Origin of the sequence: Streptosporangium sp. NPDC001681 (assembly GCF_040298085.1) — a bacterium.
In the GTDB taxonomy this organism is placed as follows: Bacteria; Actinomycetota; Actinomycetes; order Streptosporangiales; family Streptosporangiaceae; genus Streptosporangium.
Window position 1 is genome coordinate 18,138 of sequence record NZ_JBEOZN010000025.1, and the last position, 19,261, is coordinate 37,398.

Below are 19,261 nucleotides of genomic sequence, written 5' to 3' on the forward strand. Positions count from 1 at the left end.
TTCGAGGTTCGGATCATGTGGTTGAGGTGAGGGGTTTCAGCCACATGATCGAGCCTCGGAGGTAGAGTCCGGCCGCGTAGCGGGTGGCCAGACCGCGCCAGGTCTTGATCTTCTGGAAACAGCGTTCGACGGTGTTGCGCTGCCGGTAGCGCTCCGGATCGAAGACGACGGGCCGCCGGTACCCACGGATCCGACAGCGACCTGCACATGGCGCAGTCTGGCCTGTTCGGCGGCGAGCCGGCCTTGGGCCGGACCGCGCCGGTCCGACCAGCGGTTCACCGGCCCAGTGTGAATCCTCCGATCACGGCCGCAGCCATGACCGCCACCAGCACGCCCGCTCCGATCTTCATCGATCTCTTTATCGCCCTGGATTCTGCCAGGAGGCCGAAGGAGAACAGCAGTATGGCCGGTATGAGCAGGACGACGCTCATCACCGGCACGACCCTCCATACGCCTCGGGTGCCGGTGGGGATGACTTGGTCTCCCAGCGTGCTGATCGCGGCCGGGAATGTCTCTCCCACCTCCGTGTCAGCCACGGTCTGCAGGACAACCGGTGCTCTGGCCGGGTCCTCGAACACGAACCGGGCCTTGCAGTCGTTGCGGGTGCCGTTGCGTCCGATCCGGTACTCCCTGCAGGACAGGACAGTCGCGGTCCCGGGTGCGCCTTTCATGCCGAGCGCCGTCCGCACGTCGGGCACGGTGGAGTCGATGATGAGGACCGGAAATCCCACCAGCGCGAAGAGCAGCATGAGCATCCCCAGCGCAGCGAACAGGTTCGCGCCGATCTCGCCGGTCCTTCGAGCCGTCGAGGAAGAGCCGTTCGTGTTGAGGTGCTGCTCCTGCGCCTTCGCGTGTGCTCGGGCAGCCTCCCGCCGTCGCCGCCCCTGCGCCCCCTCGTGCGCTCGGGCCGCTTCCCATCGCTGCCGTCTGTTACGGCGCTCCCGCGTCGTCTTCCCCATGATCAGATCGTGGACGGCGGCGCTTAAGGACTGGTTGCAACCGAATGGGACGGATGAAAGGAAAAACTATGCAGGGTGCGGCGCCGGCGACGCGCGAACGGTGACCCCTGACGACGCCTGAGTTCCAGTGCTTGTCGCAACACACCTGATCATTAGGGGCGTGTTGATGGCGAGGCGAGGACCCAGCGCAGGTTGGATGTCGAGTTGGAGTACTGACGGCTGGTGTTGTCAGGCGTGGGGACGGTCGATGCATGCCGTGCTGTAGGCATCGGACGCAAGACCAGGTGTCGGCCTGGCGGTCCGCGCCCGCGGACGCGGTGGCCGGCCTGGCCGCGCTGTGGACGCTGTTCCGGCTGTACAAGGCGTGGTTCGGCCCGGTGGAAGGACGCGATTTCCGGGCGCGAGCCGCCGGGGCCGGGGGAGCATGGGGGCGGCATCGCTCCCGCTGAATCAGCGGATTCGAGGCTGAGCGTCGGAAATACCTCCCGGTAGGCTGCCGCGATGAACCGTACTCGGCGTGCCGTCGGCGCCGTCGTGGGCTCGGCGGTAGGCGATGCGCTGGGCGCTCCCTTTGAGTTCGGCCTCGCCGGGGTGTTCTCCGCTCGGTTTCCCGTTCCCGGCAAGGAGAACGAGATGTGCGGTGGTGGCGGCTGGGACGCCGGGGAGGCCACCGATGACACGCAGATGGCCGTGCACCTGGCGGAGTCGCTGCTGGAGCGCGAGGGACTGGACCTGCCGGATATCTTCGCCCGGTTTCAGCGCTGGGCGGCCTGCGAGCCCAAGGACATCGGGCTGCAGACCGAGGATGTCCTGACCAACGGCATGCCCTGGGACCGTGCGGCCGCGACCCACTTCCGGACCAACCACCGCGCCGCCGGAAACGGCTCGCTGATGCGGGCCACCACCTCCGCGGTCTATTTCGCCCGTCACGGACAGGCCGCCACCATGGACGCCGCCCGCCGCATCGCCGCGCTCACCCACGGCGACCCCGCGGCGTGGGAGGGAACGGCCATCTTCCATGATCTGCTGCGCGTGGCGCTGGAGGGCGCCGATCCCGTTGCCGCGCTGCCGGACAGCCTCGCCCTCGTCGACCCCGATCACCGGGAGCGATACTCCACTGTTCTCACGCCGCGCTGGCACCCCGACGACGCCACCGAGTTCAACGGTGCCGTCTGGCCCTGCCTCGGCTCGGCGCTCTGGGCACTGCGTACCACTTCCAGCTATGCGGACGCGGTGCGCGTCGCGATCGACCTGGGTGGCGACACCGACACCGTTGCCGCGGTCACCGGCGGTCTCGCCGGTGCGGTCTACGGAGCCGACGCCATCCCCGTACGCTGGACCGAACCCCTGCACGTCCCCCTGCCAGGGGCCGGCGAGCGGGTGCTGCGCCTGCCGGAGCTGGTCGATCTCGCACAGCGTCTGGCGAGGTGAACGTACGGCGGCAACCCATGCACCGTCCAGCGTTCACGGCGGAAGGGGGGTCGTCGCGTGCCCAGGAAGGCGATCAAAGCTCTACGTCTCATACGTGTCGACCGGGTACCTGAGAAGCGGATCGCTACGCGAAGGCAACAACGGCATATCGCTCGTCTTGGATGGGCCGCCCCCACAAAATCGGATCGAGGAGCGACTCGACGCGCAACGTCTTCACCAGCGGTCGCAGTGCCTGCACAAGCTGCTCGGCCTCGACCCCGCCCATCCACGGCATCGACTCGGATCCGACCTCATAGGACTGCTCCTCACCCGGTTCGGCAGTCGCCCAGCGCCCCTCGATGAGCACCAAACGCCCGCCAGGGCGCAGCAGGCCGATCCATCGGCGCAACGCCTCCTGTGGATCAGGCAGGGTCCACAGCAGGTGACGGGAGAGGATCACATCAAAGGACGTCCCCGCCTGCGCGGGCGGGTTACTCGCGTCCCCCACCATCATCAGCGCATCGAAGCCGGCCGCAGTGAGCTTGCGCCGGGCCTGCTCGACCATCAGCGGCGCCAGGTCCACCCCGACCGGCCGGTGGCCCTGCTCGGCAAGCACCAAGGACAACGAGCCGGTGCCGCACCCCAGATCCAAGACATCGGCAGGCGAAGGAGGAATCCACGAGCGCAAGCGCTCTCCCCACGCGGCCTTGACTTCTGGATCGCGAAGACCATGGTCGGCCTCCTCGTCGAAGGAAGCGGCGAAAGCGTCCCAGAAGGACGCGATTGAAGCACTGGTCTCCGGCATCGGCCGATCATGTCACCCGTCACTGACAAGAAGACGGGGCAGGCTAAAGCTCTCCTGCCGGCTGGGACGGCTCCACGGTTCAGACGACGTCCACACGGGAGTGTTTGGCCTGGTCAGCGGGCTGGCGTCGAGGGTGAGACTGACGCAGGAGCAGGAACGCCTCAGGCGGACGAACAGCGACTGGGTCACGTCCAGCGAAGTGGTGTACGAGTTGATCTCCGCATGATCCTGTTTCTGCAAGTCAAGCGGTAAGCGTCTGCGGAATGGGTTTCTGCTGCCGGCCCGGTTGCGACCCTGTACACGCGGGAACCACGAGCCGGCGCCGTACTGCCGCCCGGCCTGCGCTGGAGCGGCGAGGTGGAGGTGGATCGTGCTGTTGCACGAGTACGTCGACGGCAGGGATGCCGGTCTGTCGCCCGGGTCGCCCACCTCGTCCGGTCGGCTGTACGGCGAGGGCGGGGTCACGTGGCCACCGGGCTCGATCCGGCGGCGGGGTTCGAACGGCGGCAAGATGTCGGCGCGGGCAGGTAGAAATCCGGTCCGTGGCTCCGACTCTCTACCGAGCGGGTCCCATCCAGGGGCCGCCGGAACAGGAGCGAAGCGACATGACAAAGGTGACGGCACAGATGTCGGTGTCACTCGACGGCCACTACGCCGGTCCGCGGCACAGCGGCGAGGCGAGGGACTGGCTGGAGTCGGCGGAGGCCGCGGGCTTCTACCGGGTCACCCGGTGGGCGACCGACGCCATGGCCTGGCGTGAGCGGCAGGGCTTCGCGGGCGGCGAGCGGGACGTCAGCTCCGACATCATCGCCGAGTCGTTCGAGGCCGCCGGGGCCTACGTCATGGGGCGGAACATGGCGGACGGAGGCGAGGTTCCCTGGGGTGACGAGCCGCCGTTTCGCGCGCCGGTGTTCGTGGTGACCCACCGCCCCCGCGAGACCCTGGTGCGTCAGGGCGGGACGAGCTTCACCTACGTGACCGACGGCATCGCCAGCGCCGTGGAGCAGGCACGCGCCGCCGCGGGGGGCAAGAACGTGGCGGTCGCCGGAGGGGGGAGCCTGCTGCGCCAGGTGCTCCGGGCCGGGCTGCTGGACGAGCTGGAACTGCATATCGTCCCGGCCGTACTCGGCACGGGGATGCGCCTGCTCGACGCCGGCCTCGACCTCGCCGAGAAGGAGGCGATCGAGCTCACGCCCACCAGAGTGATCCACACCCCCGAGGTCACGCACATTCGCTACACCGTCAACGGACGGGCCGCCCTCGTCCTCGACGACCGCGGTAGCGGCAGCGGAGTGAACGTCTCGTAGCCCTCCGAATCGGCCGGCACGTCTTTCTGGCGTGCACCCGCGAGTAGCGGGATTTCTGTACGAGAGTCACCCGACCTCCACCACGGGGGCGGAGGTCGGGTCGACCGGCAGGCCCGTTCCCAGGCTGGGGATTCCCACCGGTGACCCGGCCCGGCGCTCCACCGGTCCGGGCCGCGCGATGAGCCCCGAAGGTGATGTCTCAGGCGGGCTTCGGGGCTGGCGCACACCGGCTGGGAACGATCCATGTGCGAGTTTCGCTGAAGGGTGCAAGCCTCGTCGGGCGACCTGGAAGGCGGAATGACGTGAGTGAGACTGCGATTCGGCCGAACGAGACGACGGTGCCGTTGATGCCGTGCGCGTCGGTGGAGAATACCTTGGCGTTCTATGAGGCGCTGGGGTTCGAAGCCACCTACAAACAGAGCAAGCCCTATGTCTATCTGGCGCTGCGGTTGAGCGGATTCCAACTGCACTTCGGCCCGGCGCCCAAGGGGCTGGATCCGGCCCGGGAGGAGTCCGGAGGTTGCCTGGTCATGGTCGACGCCGTGGCGCCGTACCACGCGGCGTTCGTCGGGGCGATGCGCCGGGTCTACGGAAAGGTGCTGAGTTCCGGCCTTCCGCGGATCACCCGCTACCGGCCGGGCGCGTCCCGGTTCACGCTGATGGATCCGTCCGGGAACTCGATCATATTCATCCAGCGCGACGAGCCGGTCGAAGTGGAGTACGGCGGCTCGAAGGAGCTGACGGGCCTGGCCAGGGCGCTCGACAACGTCCGGATCCTGCGCGAGTTCAAGAACGATGATCTGCAGGCTTTCCGTGCGCTCAAGTCCGCGGTGCGCAGGCACGGCGCGGCCGCTCCGGTGGTCGAGCGGGGCATCGCCCTGTGCCACCTCATCGACCTGGCCGTGATCCTCGGCGAGCCCACCGATCCGTGGGCCGCCGACCTGCGCGGTCTGGAGCTCAGCACCGACGACCGGCGGCGCATCGAGTCGGAACTCGGGCATCTCCCCGGACTGCGGGAGTGGCTTCCCTGAGGAACACCGGACTACCCACAGGCCGCCACGATGACAGAGGGCACGCGGGCAGACACGCGACCGGCTTCTCCAACCTGGGGAGAAGGAGTTCGTCCAGGTGTGGCGGGCGGCCGTCGAGCTCCTCGACCCGGAGCCCCGCATCGATCGCCGCCCTGCGCGACGGTGAGACCCTGGTGAACAGCGTCAGCCCTGCTTCGAGACCTCCCGGGAAAGGCGGATCCTCCCGTTCGGCGGCCAGATGGTCACATGCGGCCAGTCACAGCGCGTCGTACTGGTCGTGGCGGGCATACAGCTCGGTCCATTCCTGCTGCGTGAGCTGTCGGCCGGAGGCGACGATCTCGGCGAGTTCCTCGAAATACGCCTCCCGGGGCGCTCCCGGTGCGAACAGCACCAGCATCGACGCGGGTGCGCCCGAGTTGTTGCTGAAGGCGTGCACCCCGCCCGGCGGCACATACAGGAAGTCGCCTGGTGTGCTGTCCAGCCACCGTTCCCCGTTGTACAGCGAGACGGTGCCCTCCAGGATGAAAAACGACTCGGAGATGGTCCGGTGGAAATGGGTGCCGGGGCCGTTCGGGATCGCCGCCATGTCCCAGCGGTACAGACCGAACTGGCCCGCGGTCGTCGCTCCGGTCGCGAGATAGCCGACCTGGGACTTGACCCCGATCGTGAGGTCCGGCCGCGTGTCGGCAGGCCGGTAGACCGCGCCGGCGGCACCATGATCGGCGAAGTACTGCGGTGGCGGATAGGACATCGGTGTGCTCACCCCGAGCGATAGATCATTTGCGACTGACCGCATGATCCTACGAAGTCGCAGCGGCCCATCAAAGATCTAATTCTTGCCTGCTCCATTGGGCCAATCCTGGCGCGAGCGGAGGTCACGACCACCACAGCCCCGGCTGCTCCTGGGCGGTGTCGTCCGCTTTCCGCAGTCGCGGCCGGGCGCGGGTTGCCTTGACGCCAGTGACAGGGTTCTAGCTTGGCTGCGACAACCGGATGTCGGTGGTCGCCAGCCGGCATGGCAGGCGACCGGCCGTTCATCGCGCCGGCCGACCGGAGGAGTGATGATGAAGTTCGGAATCAGCTACAGCACGCCCTACCACGGCATCGACCCCGACAAGATCGTGGCCTACGCCCAGCATGCCGAGGACTGCGGCTTCGAGTCGCTGTATGTTCCCGAGCACATCGCGCTGTACCCCGGTGCGATGGTCGGCCGCTTCGAGCTCCCGCCGTCGCTGCCTTACTTCGATCCGCTCGACTGCTTGAGCTTCGTCGCCGCGGCTACCCACCGGATCCTGCTCGGGACGGGGGTGCTGCTGCTGCCGTACCACCATCCGGTGGTCCTCGCCAAGCGTCTGGCGACCATCGACGTGCTGTCCAAGGGGCGGATGCGGTTGCTGACCGCGGGGCTCGGTGCCCTGCCCGGTGAGGCGCGGGCGGTGGGGGTCGACTTCAGCACCCGCGGCCGTCGTGCCGACGAGGCGATCGACGTGATGCGGCTGCTCTGGGCCGGCGGCCAGGACGGTGTCAGCTTCGACGGGGAGTTCTTCACCTTCGATGACCTGTGCCAGTTCCCAAAGCCCTACGGGGTCACCCACCTGCCGATCCACATCGGCGGATCGAGCCGGGCGGCCGCACGCCGCGCTGGTCGACGCGGCGACGGCTACTTCCCCGGCGGCGCGCTCGATCCGAACGAGCGTGCCATCCAGATGGACCTCGCCCGATCGACCGCCATCGAAGCCGGCCGCAACCCGGAAACGCTGGAGTACACGCGATCGGGGCCGATCGACATGACCGTCGATCAGGTGGAGGAATTCGCCGCTCAAGGCGTGACCCGCATCGTCGTGAGTGCCACCGCCACCGAATCCGACCGGCAGCGCGAGGAGATGTCCGCATTCGCCCAGCGGTTCGCTCTCCTCGAACACCTCCCAAGCTAGGGCCTGTTCTTCGACCGGAGCCGTCATCGGGCGCCCCAAGAGACAGGCTCATCGCAGGAACTTCGTGCCAACCGCCCCGTCCAGGCGAGCCAGTATCCGGGGCAGCAGCAAATTCAATGCCGCACCGGATGCCTCGTCGGTGACGGCGGTCAGGCCCCAGCCGTTTGAGATCGTGTACACCACCTGCCCCTCACTGCTTCTGTACTCCGGCGAGTCCGGTTTATGGTTGTATTTGTATGCGAGTGAGGTGTCGCCCAAAGGTGAGATAGCATGCCGGGTGAACGTCCAAAGACCGTCGGATCCGTACTCTCCGTATCTTGAACCCTTTTCGGAGCAGAGCTCTTTCGGCTCATGGAGCGAGTCCTGAGCCTTTTTGACGTCGGCTGGTGCGATACGACCAAATGCAATGGACACCAAGCCTCTGTTCTCCATTGTGAATTCCGCCTCGATGTACGGCGGAGCGATGTCGACGGTACGTTCGTTCAGGTTCGGAAGACAGTCGTAGAGGTTTACGTGACCAAAACCATCCATCCACCTTTCGTCCGACGCTCCGGACAGTCCGGCGATGTCTCCCAGTCCGGGGAGCAGTTGGAGCAGTTCGGCTTTCGAGTGTATGTTGACGCCCGTGCCGTCCTCCATGATTTCCGGCGCCGCTTCGCGCAGCACGTACTGCGACAGGGCGAAGGAGATCAGTCCTGAAACCGCAAGTATGGCCATGCGAAGGCCGGTGCTTACCCGCACATCCCCGCCTCACTTACTTTTGATACGATCCCAGCGATTGGGCCCCAGCGTGAAGTCGTACTGGTGAACGTACTTCCCGGACAGTCCTGAAACGCGAAAAGGTTTGTCCGGGCGATATATCGACCACGTTCTTCCTTGCGCTGCCAGGTCTATCTGGATATCCCACTCATACGTATGCGGTCCTGCGATGGTGGTTATCTCGAACACCTTGGATTCGCCCTTCTTGAGCAGTTCGCTCTGTGAGGCGAAGTAATATGCGCCGAGTTTGACGGTTGGCGAGAGTGAGTCCAGCACTTCCCGTGCGATAGGATTCGGCGACTTCAGGTCGAAGCCCACCTTCAAGCTCTTTTCTTCTCCTTGGGGGCCGTATCGGAATAATGTTCCTGATATGACGGGGGTAACCTTCAGGACCCTGGCCCGTATGCCTACAATTCTGACGGCCTCCGTTCGAGACCCTTCGATGATCAGCTTCGCCCCCTGAAGGTTGGCCTTGACCAGACGCGCTTTGACGGCGGAGTCGTTGAAGAGTTCGCCGCCATCGGACAGCTGTCGTGCCGTCTTGAAGTCAATGGCGTCCGCGGTCACCTGAGACCAGTCGTTGATGCCGGTCTCATCCTCTTTGGCCACCGCATGGATATCAGGGAGAAGCCGCTCCGAGGATATCTCTACTATCTTGGGAATGGCTGCGCCGATCGCCACGGTCAGTGCGGTGGCAAGAATGAAACGAGGGCCGGAAAGTAGTTTCTCGCCCAGACTTTTCGGTGGCGGGTCGTCGGGCGGAGTGTCCTGGCGGATTTGTTGCACATTCGGGCGAGCAGCACTCTTCCTCTTTGATTTCGACATGCGCTGCTCTCGTCAGAGGGGCCTGTGGATGGAGTCTCTCGTGTGTCCCTGCCGCGACATCGCTGAAAGTGCCGCCCGCATTACATCCGGTGAGCTGTGGCTCTGTCTAGACGTCTGCTACCTCCAGCGCCTACTCACCGCCGTCGGAGCCGGACACGCTCTCAACCTCTACGCCCGGATTTAACAAACCGCCGGTACGGCGACAACATCCTGCTTCGCGCCCGCTGCCAGAGCCGGGGCTTGAACTACGTCCTTGCCGTCTCCTGCGACCACCCGCTGGTCCTGGCGGGCGTCAAAACCCGCGCCGACGAGGCCTTCGCCGCCCTCGGAGCCGAAGGGTGGCAGCGGTACTCCTGCGGTGAGGGCGCCAAGGGCCGCCGATTCTATGACTGGGCGTGGATCCCGCTGAACGGCACCGAGTGGATGCTGGCCCGCCGCTCGATCTTCGACCCCTCCGAACTGGCTTTCTACCGCTGCTGGGCCACCCGCCCGGTTGGCTTGCCCGAGCTGGTGCGGGTGGCCGGATCGCGGTGGAGCATCGAAGAGGTGTTCCAGACGACCAAGAACGAGGTCGGCTTGGACCACTACCAGGTCCGCAAGTACATCGCCTGGTAGCGGCACGTCACCCTGGCGATGGTCGCCCACGCTCACCTCGCCTTTCTCGCCGCCGGCCCGCCCACCAGGCCCGCGTGCGTGCAGGGCGAGGACCAGCAGGGCCTCGCCACACAGGGGCCCGACCCGCAGGGACGATCACACTGTGACAGCGCGAAAAGCGACAAACCTGGCGAGCTGATTCCACTCACCGTCAACGAGATCCGCCGCCTGCACGCCCATCTTCACCAACCCCAGCACTCCATCGAACACCGGATCCGCTGGTCACGATGGCGGCGACGCCACCAAGCCCGTGCCCGCCGCTGCCACTACCAACGCCAGCGACGCCTCATAGATTACTAAATGCGGCTGGAGTATTAGGACAGGAACGGTTCTTGATGCTCGAAGTCGATGATGGCCCGATCGGCATAACGGCCACCTACGACGTCCGCTGCCTCAGCGGGACCCTCTGGACCGATGACAAGTTCTCGATAGGTCCACTGCTTTCGGGCCCCGGCACCTTGCCGACGCATTGACATACTAAGCCAAACCCCAGCAGAGTCTTCCGAAAATTCAGGCTTGAGACCGATCCAAGGATCCCGGGCAATCGCTTCATACAACCGCGGCCAAGTTGCCGAATGTAGCTCTCTAATGTATTCAAGGTATCGACCGCGGAGGCTATCAGGGTCGAGAGACCTAAGGTGCGGCCCACCTGGCCACGCCTCGACCGAGCCCGGAGGAGACGAAAGCGTGGCCGAGTCCAGCGGGACGGAATCAGACGGAGGCCAAGGACTGACCGCGAGCACTTCAGCGAGGAGGGTGGTGAAAATAGTTGCTTCGATTTCACCATGCCCTGGGATTCCATTGCTGGCGAATTCCGTGCGTCGGAGAATCAGTCGATGGAACTCCCAGGGCTCGTTATGGCCCGCCAGGGAGACGGTGGCCGTAGCCCAGAGCCCGACGCTGTCCACCGATGTAGAGAGGTCTAGAAGAGATCCATATCTGAAACTCTCCAGGTCGTCCTCCAGCTGCCGTCGCGCGACACGGCAGAATTCATCGATGTACTGATCGAACGGGCTCATCCTTCTACCTTAGGGGTAGAAGGCAGTGATGATGCCCTTCGGGCGTCCGTCGGGCATGCCATTCGCACTCTCGGTGTAGACAACCCTCATGCTGCTATAGCCGCCGTGGAGACCGCCGCTCACGTTGCAGGTAATCTTCCCGTTGTTGGGCTTCCCGCATGTCCCGTCATGGAAGGTGTGTTCTATATCGAGGATCATGTTATCCCACCCAACCCGGGTGACTTGCGCCTTGTGGCCAGCCTCGATGTGAGCCTTTCCGTATTGGGTGGCAGTGCCGTACCGGAGGGGCACGTCGCCCAGGTCGTAGAAGGTGGCGTAGATGTCTGTCGGGCTGTTGGCGGCTGCGACGGCGGGCGCGGCGATGAAGCCCACAGCTCCTACCGCGGTTGCTGCCGCTACCTGAGCTACAAGTCTCACGTACTTCTTTAGGTTCATGTCCATCCGTTCGAGAGGCTTTGACGGGTCCTGACTGTGACGCGCCCAGCATTCGTTTTCTAATGACTAGGAGAGCCCTAGGTCGATTTGTATAGAAACTGGTGCTGGGTGGGCCGCTAAATCACTAGCTCTCAGGATTTCAGGCGGCGTGCGTGAACAGGTAGACGTCAGCGATATCTCCGGGATGGGTCCAGCTGAATGTCTCCCGCTCCCCTTCGGGGCAGGCGTTGCGGCTGTACTCCCAGATTCCACCAGGGAAGTGGGCCTTAACCTGGGCGCACTGGGTGTCTGCGTCGGTGTCCTCGACCCAGCCGGTGACAGTAATGCTTCCCCTGCTGCAGCTCAGCCTCCAGAAGGCCTTTCCTCCGGGGACGCTGGGACTAAAGGTCTGGCCGCAGGCCCCAAGGGGGCGAACGGGGTCGCCCGAAGGGGCTGGCTGAGTGGGAGAGGCTGCGCTAGCAGCTGACGCGGGGATGACTCCGAAGCTGAGCGCTGCGAGCGAAAATGCGGCAGTAGCAGTAGCCAGCATGACACGCAAGAGAGTATCCTCTCGAGGGTAGGAGAAAGTGGTCCACGGGTGGGATTACTTGGGCAAAGGTGCCCACTCGTGGATCGATCCTGGCGGATCGGCCTTTACTATCTCTATAGGCGATCATCTTTTGCAAGGCCTTGACTCAAGGAATTACGTGTAGTCTTGTCGCGACTAAGGGTGAACCGCGTTCCTCATACTTTTGCAGGAAGCGCTCCTTTGTAGGCTCGACGATTGCACGTGAGTTACCGGTTCGCTCTCCATGAGTGGCGCTACCGGTGGTTTGTTAAATCCGGGCGTAGAGGTTGAGAGCGTGTCCGGCTCCGACGGCGGTGAGTAGGCGCTGGAGTTCAGGGGGCGGGGGCGCGTTGGACCAGGCACGCCAGTAACGCTGGAGCCGTATCCAAGGGGTGAGCCACCCGCGCACGTGGCGCAGCGCTGACGGCCAAGACGGCCTGAGCTGGGTATCGGAGCTGATTTTCCCCCCGATCCTCGACGGTCTGGCCGCCATTGGAATGGTTCTCACTCGACAGAGGCGGTGGTTCGCCGCCCGGACCCACGGTGCCACCGGGCGGGCCGCTTCCGGCCAACCAGGCGTGCCGGCAAAAGCAGAACGCGGCCATCACCAGCGTCTGGTGACGGCGGATCGCCAAGGAGGAACGGATCTGGAAATCGGCCCAGCCGAGTTCGTCTTTGACCTGCTTGTAGCCTTGCTCGATCCAGGAGCGCAACGCGTAGATCCGTACGAGTGCCGCCAGGTCGGCCGGTGGGTGCGGGCAGGCGGCAGGCCGCCGTGTACGGCTGGGCGTGCAACGGAACATACAGCCGCTCATCGGCCCACAGCGTGGTGACGGTGACGATGCCGTTGTCGGTCTTGCCCAGTCGGCCCAGCCGCTGACGGGACACATGATCAGTGGCGTGCCCGTCTTTGCGGTCGCCGCTGTCGTCGATCACCAACACAGCGTGAGGAAGCAGCCGTACAGGTCAGGCCACCCTTGCGGCCGGGGCCGTGAAGGTGTTGCAGGCGCCGGGAGACCGGGTTTCGAAACCACGTCTCTGCCAGTAGAGCCGGTTCTTGGTCGTGCCGTTGCCCGCGATGCTGCTTTCGATGCGGTGCCGGTCGATGATGAAGTCGTATCCGTGCACCTTGGTGTGGCCCAGGGAGTCCCAGACGCTCCCGATGAAGGCGCCGGCGAGGCAGATGTTCTGCAACGAGATCTTGGCGCTCAGGGCGAGGGCTCCGGCCTTGGACAGCTTCTTGGCGGCGCGGCTCTCCTGAGCGAGGACGCCGACCAGTCGCTGGACGTGATAGCCGTATCCGATGGCGAGGCTTTCGAGCATCCGCGGGTCGTCGATTTCGCCCAGCACGCCGTAGTCGGTGACCATCAGATAAATGGTGCTGTTCTTCTGGCAGTAGAGGCTGAACGTGTCGCCCGGACGGTATGTGCCACAGGCGGTCTTGATGCGAGAGCCGTACCCGACCTTGACCTTCGGCTTGCCGTACGCGATACCGGCCTTTTTCAGCTGCGCCTCCCATGCCCTGTCCAGGCATGCGGACATGGTGTCGGCATAGATCTCGACGGAGTCGAGATCACCGCCCCTGACGGTCGGTTCCTCGCAGATCCGGGTCTTCAGCTTGCCGGTCTTGTAGATCGGGTTTTTGGCGAAGGCGGCGGTGCCGGCCGGGACGGGGCCGTTCGATTCCGCGCTCGCCGTACCGGTGAGCGGCATGCTCGCGAGTACGCCGGCCATCAGCAGGGTGAAAAAGGTACGCATGGCCGCGAACCCTACCGAGGCCTCCTAACAAAATGATCTCCACGTACGGCGATGGCCTCTTTCCGGGCCGTACGTCGTCGGCCGGCCGCACCGTGGCTGCGGACTCTCAAAGCTCGTCGCCGGGTGGCTCGGCATGCAGGACGGCGTCAGCCGCAGCGACCGAACATCTGCACGTAGGTCGCGGCCGGGGTGATGGACCCGGCGGCCGGGTCCGCGCTTCCCCAGACCGCTTTGGTGTACAGCTCGGTGTAAGCCGGGTTGAGGATGGTGTCGCGGTGTGGCTTGCTGTTCATCCACCATGTGACAGCCGCCCGCGGCGTGACAGAAGAGGCTCCCCACCCCGCGTAGGTGTTCTCGCCGACGGAGAACGAGGCGCAGCGGCGACCGTAGCCCACCGCCTGGGCGCGGCTCAGCGGGGTCGAGCCGGTCTGCGGGTTGATGTGCGGGTCGCACTGGCCGGGGTTGCCCTGCACGGGGCGGCAGCTCTTACCCGGCTCCACCTTTCCCCACCAGCGCAGTCTGACGGCGTCCGCGGCGTGCCTGGCCGCGGCGGCGCCGAGTGTGGGGGCACCGTTCTTGCCCAGCGAGAGGTATCTCTGCAGCGGCTTCAGGCCGGTCCGTTCGGCGTTGACGAGGCACAGAACCGCTGTCTCGATGGTGGTCGCCTGCGCCCTGAAGTCGTAACGTCCCCGGCTGGTGTCGGGGAACGCGGACTGGGGCCGGTAGACGACGTCGATGTTCGCGCAGGCTCCGGCGCCTTTCAACGGGGCGGACGCGGCGGCTGCCGGCTGTGCCAGTGAAACGGCGCCGGTCAGGCTCAGCAGGAGGGTGCCGGTCACGGCGACGGCTGCCTGCCGGCGGTGTGACACGTTATCGGGTCGCGGCTGCTTGCGGGAGAGGTGTAGGAGGCTGCTCATGGGGGACTCCTCGGCGTCGGTGTCCCTCAGTGATAAGTCGGGAAACTTACAAATGCCTTGCGATGCCCTTAAAGACCCTTCGGCCCATTTGGTGGTGTTTCGGGGTCGCACTCCTCCTGCTGTGGGGCGAAGCGGCCGGGGCGGGTCCGTTCGAGCCCGCCCTCTCCGTACCGGTGAGCGACACACTCGCGGGTACGCCGGCCATCAGCAGGGCGAAAGGGTACGCATGACATCGAACATCGCCGTCGGGGCGATTCCGGCCAGTACAGTACGTGGGTGGCGAACCTACGGGAGCAGATTCTCACCGAACTCGGCGTCAAGGCGACCATTGTCCCCAAAGTCGAAATCCGGCAACGGGTCGACTTCCTCAAGAACTACCTGCGGTCGACCCCGGCCAAGGGCTACGTGCTCGGGATCAGTGGCGGCCAGGACAGCACGCTGACCGGCAGGTTGTGTCAGCTCGCCAGCGAGGAACTGCGTGCCGAAGGGCATGAGGCCACCTTCGTCGCGGTGCGGCTGCCCTACGGCGTGCAGGCCGACGAGCACGACGCGCAGATCGCGCTGGAGTTCATCCAGCCCGACCGGTCGATCACGGTGAACGTCAAGCCGAGCGCGGACGCCGTCGCCGCCGAGGCGGCGCTCGGATTGTTGGAGCTGCTGGGCGATGAGCCCAAGCTGCGGGACTTCGTGCGCGGCAACATCAAGGCCCGCGAACGCATGGTGGTCCAGTACTCGATCGCCGGGCAGCTGGGCCTGCTCGTCGTGGGCACCGACCACGCGGCCGAGGCGGTGACCGGCTTCTTCACCAAGTACGGCGACGGCGGTGTCGACATCACCCCGCTGACCGGACTGACCAAGCGCCAAGGCGCCGCCCTGCTGCAGGAGTTGGGCGCACCACCGAGTGTCTGGGAGAAGGTGCCGACCGCCGACCTCGAGGACGACCGGCCCGCGCTGCCCGACGAGGTGGCACTCGGTCTGAAGTACACCCAGATCGACGACTATCTGGAAGGTGCCGACGTCACGCCGGACCTGGCGGCGAAGGTGGAGTCGGTATACCTCGCGACCCGGCACAAGCGGGCCGTTCCAGTCACCCCACTCGACGACTGGTGGCGGCGTTGATCCCACGGGAGCTGATGGCGGCCGCCCTGGTGGTCGTGACGGTTCCTCTCCTCGGCGGGCAGGCCCAGGCCCGGACGTCGTCCTCCGCCATCTCGGTGATGAGCTGGAACGTCTGCGCGGGTACCAACGCCGGCTGCTTCCTCTACGGCAGGAACATGCGGGAGGTGGCCGCGAAGGTCGGCTGGTACGCGACCACCCAGCCGATCAAGCCGGATGTGATCTTCCTGCAGGAGTTCTGCTCGGGTGGGACGGCCACGCTGGAGAGCCTGCTGGAGCAGCAGACCGGGCGTGCCTGGACGGTGCGCTCGTCGATCCTCACCTGGAAGGACGGCTCGCCGAAGGTCTGCGCCCCTGACCGGCAGGGACACCCGCGGGGCGATATCGCCGTCACCGTCGCGGTCGCCGACCACGCGGCCACCTTCCAGGACCACGGGCTGACCTCCCCGCCGTGGTACGTCAAGCGCATGGCGCTCTGCGCCGCGATCCCGGCCAGGAGGGTCAACGTCTGCGGCACCCACCTCAGCGCCGGCCTGTCCTACGACGACAGGGAGCCCGACGCGCCCTTCCGGAAGAGGCAGGTCGAGGAGTTGCTGGCGGCGGCGGCCAAGCCCGGCTACCGTGCCGTCTTCGGCGGGGACCTCAACCTGGCCCCGCCGGACAGCGGGCAGAGCACCGCCGTGAAGAGACGCATCCTGGCGCCCGTCTACGCGGCCTACGCCGAGTGCGACCAGAACGGCGACCGCGACGGACGGTGGACCGAGAAGCACGTCCGCGAGGACGGCGGCGTCTCGAAGCGCAAGCTCGACTACCTCTTCGCCCCCAGGGGAAGCGTGACCCGGTGTCATGTGGCGCAGGGTGCCGCCTCCTCCGACCACAAGCCCATTTACGTCAGGGCCAAGCTCGGCTGACCCCCTGCGTACGGCGAAGGCCCGGCCGGGCCTTCGGCTTACGAACGGGGACGGGACCCGGCGGCCGCGCGAGTCCGCCCTCCGTCCTCACAACCAGGAGCTGACCGCGGCGACCAGGGAGACCACCAGGATGACCGCCCCGACGGTCAGGAACAGCACGCCGTGGAGCACGCCCCTGCCGCCCACACTGTCCACACGGGCGCGCTGGGGCCGCTCGGGGTCGTAGAGCACCATGACCTGCTGACCCGGACGGACCGGCGACGGGTTGGAGCCCAGATCCGACTCGGTCTCCACCACGAAGCCCTGCACCGTCTGGAACCGCAGCGTGGGATAGTACACGCGGTTGCCTCTGCGCAGTCCCACGACGACGCCCGGCACCCGCACCCCGTGCCGCCGCAGCCACTGCCCGACGGTCATCACCCGGATGCTGGTCCCGACGGACACCGCTCCGACCACGATTCCAAACAATGGCACGATGCTCATGTCCACCGCCTCCTTCTCATCTCGTTCAAGGGCCGCCGTGGCAATCCCGTTCGAGGGCCCGCACCGCGCCGAGCCGCTCCGGCTCAGGAGGACCGCGGATGAGGCTAGAGGCCGACACTGGAGAACGACTTGTAGATCATTGGGACGCCCCGGCCGCGAGTGACCGCTGTCGACGAGAACCGCCGACCGCGCACCCGAACGGTCCGTTCAGCGGTCGTCCACGCGGCGGTGTGGTGGTGTCACGGACGCGTTGGCGAGGCGGGTGGACAGTTTGCGGAGGTGCCGGGCGAGTTCCGGGGGTGACTCGACCTCGAAGTCGACGTCGAGCATGCCCACCGTGAACACGACGAGGTCGAACGAGTCCGAGGCGATTTCCAGCAGGCAGGTGTGGTCGTCGAGGGGAGTCACGATTCCGCTGACGCGTCCGGCGATGTCCGGTGCGGGGGCGTGCACCCGCAACCGGGCGCGGAGCGGCCACATCTCGAAGCCCATCGTTCTGCACAGGTAGGCCGCCACGTCACCGTCGGGTGGTTCACGGTGGGCGAACCGGGGACCGTTGGGCGTTCGCAGGGATATCCGGTCGACCCGGAAGGTGCGCCAGTCCTTCCGTTCGACGTCCCAGCCGACCAGGTACCACTTCCGCCCCCAGCAGACGAGGCGATGTGGCTCGACGTCGCGGCGGGACTCGGCCCCGTGGTGGCTGACGTAGTCGAAACGCAGCACCTCGGCGGCTCGGATCGCGGCCGAGATCGCGGTGAGCACCGCCGCCTGCACGGTGGGCCCGCCCTTGGACGGCATCGCGACCACCGCGCTTCTCAGCGCGGTGACCCGGTGCCGCAACCGGGACGGCAGCATCTGCTCGACCTTGGTCAGGGCGCGCAGCGAAGCCTCCTCGATCCCCGCCACACTGTGCAGCCCGACCGTGACCGCCACCGCCTCCTCGTCGTCCAGCAACAGCGGGGGCAGCGAGGCGCCGGCTCCAAGCCGGTAACCGCCGACCGGTCCCATCGAGGCGTGGATCGAATACCCCAGCTCACGGAGCCTGTCGACATCGCGCCGTACCGTCCTGGTGGTGACTCCCAGCCGCTCGGCGAGTTCCGTGCCGGACCAGTCGCGATGCGTCTGCAGCAGCGACAGCAGCCGCAGCAGTCGGGCGGGTGTTTCCAACATTCGTCCACTATCGCCCCTGTGTAGGAACGGAGCTGTCCTATACAGGGCGGAGGGTGGGCGGCATGAGCACAGAAACGCCCTTCCGCATCGATATCCCGCAGGCAGAACTCGACGACCTGCGGGACCGGCTGGCCCGTACCCGCTGGCCGGACGAACTGCCCGGCGTCGGCTGGTCCTACGGGGTGAACAAGGACCACCTCATCGAGCTGGTCGAGCACTGGCGTACCGGCTACGACTGGCGGGAGCACGAGGCCCGCCTCAACAAGGTCCCGCAGTTCACCACGGAGATCGACGGGCAGAACATCCATTTCCTGCACGTACGCTCGCCCGAGCCGGACGCCACCCCGCTGATCATCACTCACGGGTGGCCGAGCACGGTGTACGACTTCCTGGACATTCTCGGGCCGCTGACCGACCCGCGGTCACACGGCGGGGACCCGGCGGACGCCTTCCACGTCGTGGTCCCGTCACTGCCGGGTTTCGCGTTCTCCGGGCCGACGCGGGAGACCGGCTGGGGGATCAACCGCACCGCGCGGGCCTGGGCCGAGCTGATGCGACGGCTGGGATACCACCGCTACGGCACCCAGGGCGGCGACTACGGCAGCATCATCTCCCCGGCGATCGGCCGGGCGGATCGGGAGCACGTCATCGGCGTCCATGTCAACGCGCTGGCCAACGCCGCGACAGCGGTCGATCCCAGCGAGCTGGACGCGCTCTCCGCGGCGGACCGGGAGCAGGCCGGGCAGAACCAGCGGTGGTGGTACGGCCGCTCCGGCTACGCCACCCAGATGGCCAACCGACCGCAGACCCTGGCGTACGCGCTCAACGACTCCCCGGCCGGTCAGCTCGCGTGGAACCTGGAATGGTTCGTGGACTGGGACCCCGCCCGGACCGAGCAGACCCCCGTCGACCGCGACGTCATCCTGACCAACGTCACGATCTTCTGGCTGACCGCGACCGCGGGATCGGCCGCTCGGCTCTACCGTGAGGCCGGACCGGAGTCGTGGGGCCCACGTCCCGAGCCCGCACCGGTCCCGACGGGTGTGGCGAACTTCCCCGGAGACCGGGCGATCCGCGGGCTGGCGGAGTTGTCGAACACGATCACCCACTGGTCGCGGCACTCCCGCGGCGGCCACTTCGCCTCACTCCAGGCCCCGGACCTGCTGGTCTCGGACATCCGGCAGTTCTTCCGGACAGTACGACCGCGGTAGCCGGAGGCGT

At 66.3% G+C, this 19,261-nt stretch carries 19 protein-coding genes and 2 pseudogenes; 10 read left to right on the top strand and 11 right to left on the bottom strand.

Annotation, left to right across the window (positions count from 1 at the left end; all coding sequences use genetic code 11):
- Window positions 1–275 precede the first annotated feature (275 nt).
- Window positions 276–959: a hypothetical protein gene (locus ABT130_RS14335; protein ID WP_350915989.1), complete on the bottom strand. Its 684-nt coding sequence runs from the start codon at window positions 957–959 to the stop codon at window positions 276–278.
- A gap of 151 nt (window positions 960–1,110) precedes the next feature.
- Between ABT130_RS14335 and ABT130_RS47780 the strand changes: the two are divergent.
- The 3 genes and pseudogenes from ABT130_RS47780 to ABT130_RS14345 all read left to right on the top strand — a co-directional run.
- Window positions 1,111–1,268: pseudogene (locus tag ABT130_RS47780) on the top strand (IS30 family transposase); the annotation flags it as partial.
- Entirely contained in the window at window positions 1,244–1,408 is a 165-nt protein-coding gene (locus ABT130_RS14340) for a hypothetical protein (RefSeq protein ID WP_350955715.1), read from the top strand. The pseudogene ABT130_RS47780 and the gene ABT130_RS14340, both read left to right, overlap by 25 nt.
- Window positions 1,409–1,460: 52 nt before the next feature.
- A complete protein-coding gene (locus tag ABT130_RS14345; protein WP_350955717.1) occupies window positions 1,461–2,390 on the top strand; it encodes an ADP-ribosylglycohydrolase family protein in 930 nt (309 codons plus the stop codon).
- Window positions 2,391–2,514: 124 nt separating this feature from the next.
- On the opposite strand, the gene ABT130_RS14350 is transcribed toward ABT130_RS14345, so the two are convergent.
- On the bottom strand, window positions 2,515–3,174 hold the full coding sequence (locus ABT130_RS14350; RefSeq protein ID WP_350955719.1) for a class I SAM-dependent methyltransferase: 660 nt from the start codon (window positions 3,172–3,174) through the stop codon (window positions 2,515–2,517).
- A gap of 605 nt (window positions 3,175–3,779) precedes the next feature.
- Here ABT130_RS14350 and ABT130_RS14355 point away from each other — a divergent pair.
- Together ABT130_RS14355 and ABT130_RS14360 are read left to right on the top strand one after the other, a co-directional pair.
- Window positions 3,780–4,481 (top strand): dihydrofolate reductase family protein, encoded by a 702-nt coding sequence (locus ABT130_RS14355; RefSeq protein ID WP_350955721.1) that lies wholly within the window; start codon window positions 3,780–3,782, stop codon window positions 4,479–4,481.
- Between the two features lie 338 nt (window positions 4,482–4,819).
- The gene (locus ABT130_RS14360) at window positions 4,820–5,512 is read left to right on the top strand and encodes a DUF8817 family protein (protein ID WP_502992145.1); all 693 of its coding nucleotides are present in this window, start codon (window positions 4,820–4,822) and stop codon (window positions 5,510–5,512) included.
- Between the two features lie 256 nt (window positions 5,513–5,768).
- Here ABT130_RS14360 and ABT130_RS14365 read toward each other — a convergent pair whose 3' ends face one another.
- The gene (locus tag ABT130_RS14365; protein WP_350955725.1) at window positions 5,769–6,263 is read right to left on the bottom strand and encodes a cupin domain-containing protein; all 495 of its coding nucleotides are present in this window, start codon (window positions 6,261–6,263) and stop codon (window positions 5,769–5,771) included.
- 310 nt (window positions 6,264–6,573) lie between these two features.
- Here ABT130_RS14365 and ABT130_RS14370 point away from each other — a divergent pair, with 310 nt between their 5' ends.
- Window positions 6,574–7,446 (top strand): TIGR03619 family F420-dependent LLM class oxidoreductase, encoded by an 873-nt coding sequence (locus ABT130_RS14370; protein WP_350955727.1) that lies wholly within the window; start codon window positions 6,574–6,576, stop codon window positions 7,444–7,446.
- Window positions 7,447–7,494: 48 nt separating this feature from the next.
- Here the strand turns inward: ABT130_RS14370 and ABT130_RS14375 are convergent, their stop codons facing one another.
- Both ABT130_RS14375 and ABT130_RS14380 read right to left on the bottom strand, forming a co-directional pair.
- Window positions 7,495–8,163, bottom strand: a complete 669-nt coding sequence (locus tag ABT130_RS14375) for a hypothetical protein (RefSeq protein WP_350955729.1) — start codon at window positions 8,161–8,163, stop codon at window positions 7,495–7,497.
- Window positions 8,164–8,196: 33 nt separating this feature from the next.
- Window positions 8,197–9,030, bottom strand: a complete 834-nt coding sequence (locus ABT130_RS14380) for a hypothetical protein (protein WP_350955731.1) — start codon at window positions 9,028–9,030, stop codon at window positions 8,197–8,199.
- Between the two features lie 240 nt (window positions 9,031–9,270).
- On the opposite strand from ABT130_RS14380, the gene ABT130_RS14385 reads away from it, so the two are divergent.
- Window positions 9,271–9,645, top strand: coding sequence for a hypothetical protein (locus ABT130_RS14385; protein WP_350955733.1), 375 nt, complete (start codon window positions 9,271–9,273; stop codon window positions 9,643–9,645).
- A gap of 1,067 nt (window positions 9,646–10,712) precedes the next feature.
- Here ABT130_RS14385 and ABT130_RS14390 read toward each other — a convergent pair.
- The 4 genes and pseudogenes from ABT130_RS14390 to ABT130_RS14405 form a co-directional block, all read right to left on the bottom strand.
- A complete protein-coding gene (locus ABT130_RS14390; RefSeq protein WP_350916009.1) occupies window positions 10,713–11,138 on the bottom strand; it encodes a hypothetical protein in 426 nt (141 codons plus the stop codon).
- A gap of 879 nt (window positions 11,139–12,017) precedes the next feature.
- A pseudogene (locus ABT130_RS14395) lies at window positions 12,018–12,636 on the bottom strand (transposase); the annotation flags it as partial.
- A gap of 15 nt (window positions 12,637–12,651) precedes the next feature.
- Window positions 12,652–13,443, bottom strand: coding sequence for a neutral zinc metallopeptidase (locus tag ABT130_RS14400; protein WP_350916011.1), 792 nt, complete (start codon window positions 13,441–13,443; stop codon window positions 12,652–12,654).
- A 146-nt stretch (window positions 13,444–13,589) separates the two neighbouring features.
- A complete protein-coding gene (locus ABT130_RS14405) occupies window positions 13,590–14,360 on the bottom strand; it encodes a CAP domain-containing protein (RefSeq protein WP_350916013.1) in 771 nt (256 codons plus the stop codon).
- Window positions 14,361–14,636: 276 nt separating this feature from the next.
- On the opposite strand from ABT130_RS14405, the gene nadE reads away from it, so the two are divergent.
- Window positions 14,637–15,479 carry an NAD(+) synthase gene (gene nadE / locus ABT130_RS14410; protein WP_350955735.1) on the top strand — a complete coding sequence of 281 codons (843 nt, stop codon included), beginning with the start codon at window positions 14,637–14,639 and terminating at the stop codon, window positions 15,477–15,479.
- Window positions 15,476–16,387 (top strand): endonuclease/exonuclease/phosphatase family protein, encoded by a 912-nt coding sequence (locus ABT130_RS14415; protein WP_350955737.1) that lies wholly within the window; start codon window positions 15,476–15,478, stop codon window positions 16,385–16,387. Before nadE ends, ABT130_RS14415 begins: the two co-directional genes overlap by 4 nt.
- An 87-nt stretch (window positions 16,388–16,474) precedes the next feature.
- Here ABT130_RS14415 and ABT130_RS14420 read toward each other — a convergent pair whose 3' ends face one another.
- On the bottom strand, window positions 16,475–16,870 hold the full coding sequence (locus tag ABT130_RS14420; protein ID WP_350955739.1) for a DUF3592 domain-containing protein: 396 nt from the start codon (window positions 16,868–16,870) through the stop codon (window positions 16,475–16,477).
- A gap of 207 nt (window positions 16,871–17,077) precedes the next feature.
- Complete coding sequence (locus ABT130_RS14425; protein WP_350955741.1) at window positions 17,078–18,040, bottom strand: helix-turn-helix transcriptional regulator; 963 nt, start codon at window positions 18,038–18,040, stop codon at window positions 17,078–17,080.
- 62 nt (window positions 18,041–18,102) lie between these two features.
- On the opposite strand from ABT130_RS14425, the gene ABT130_RS14430 reads away from it, so the two are divergent.
- The gene (locus ABT130_RS14430) at window positions 18,103–19,251 is read left to right on the top strand and encodes an epoxide hydrolase family protein (protein WP_350955743.1); all 1,149 of its coding nucleotides are present in this window, start codon (window positions 18,103–18,105) and stop codon (window positions 19,249–19,251) included.
- Window positions 19,252–19,261 lie beyond the last annotated feature (10 nt).

Excerpts from the sequence above, each read along its gene's own strand:
- ABT130_RS14355 (WP_350955721.1), top strand. The coding sequence starts at position 3,780 with ATGACAAAGGTGACGGCACAGATGTCGGTGTCACTCGACGGCCACTAC.
- ABT130_RS14405 (WP_350916013.1), bottom strand. The coding sequence starts at position 14,360 with ATGAGCAGCCTCCTACACCTCTCCCGCAAGCAGCCGCGACCCGATAAC.
- ABT130_RS14350 (WP_350955719.1), bottom strand. The coding sequence starts at position 3,174 with ATGCCGGAGACCAGTGCTTCAATCGCGTCCTTCTGGGACGCTTTCGCC.
- ABT130_RS14380 (WP_350955731.1), bottom strand. The coding sequence starts at position 9,030 with ATGTCGAAATCAAAGAGGAAGAGTGCTGCTCGCCCGAATGTGCAACAA.
- ABT130_RS14430 (WP_350955743.1), top strand. The coding sequence starts at position 18,103 with ATGAGCACAGAAACGCCCTTCCGCATCGATATCCCGCAGGCAGAACTC.
- ABT130_RS14335 (WP_350915989.1), bottom strand. The coding sequence starts at position 959 with ATGGGGAAGACGACGCGGGAGCGCCGTAACAGACGGCAGCGATGGGAA.
- ABT130_RS14425 (WP_350955741.1), bottom strand. The coding sequence starts at position 18,040 with ATGTTGGAAACACCCGCCCGACTGCTGCGGCTGCTGTCGCTGCTGCAG.
- ABT130_RS14345 (WP_350955717.1), top strand. The coding sequence starts at position 1,461 with ATGAACCGTACTCGGCGTGCCGTCGGCGCCGTCGTGGGCTCGGCGGTA.
- ABT130_RS14365 (WP_350955725.1), bottom strand. The coding sequence starts at position 6,263 with ATGTCCTATCCGCCACCGCAGTACTTCGCCGATCATGGTGCCGCCGGC.
- ABT130_RS14375 (WP_350955729.1), bottom strand. The coding sequence starts at position 8,163 with ATGGCCATACTTGCGGTTTCAGGACTGATCTCCTTCGCCCTGTCGCAG.
- ABT130_RS14420 (WP_350955739.1), bottom strand. The coding sequence starts at position 16,870 with ATGAGCATCGTGCCATTGTTTGGAATCGTGGTCGGAGCGGTGTCCGTC.
- ABT130_RS14390 (WP_350916009.1), bottom strand. The coding sequence starts at position 11,138 with ATGAACCTAAAGAAGTACGTGAGACTTGTAGCTCAGGTAGCGGCAGCA.
- ABT130_RS14370 (WP_350955727.1), top strand. The coding sequence starts at position 6,574 with ATGATGAAGTTCGGAATCAGCTACAGCACGCCCTACCACGGCATCGAC.
- ABT130_RS14400 (WP_350916011.1), bottom strand. The coding sequence starts at position 13,443 with ATGCGTACCTTTTTCACCCTGCTGATGGCCGGCGTACTCGCGAGCATG.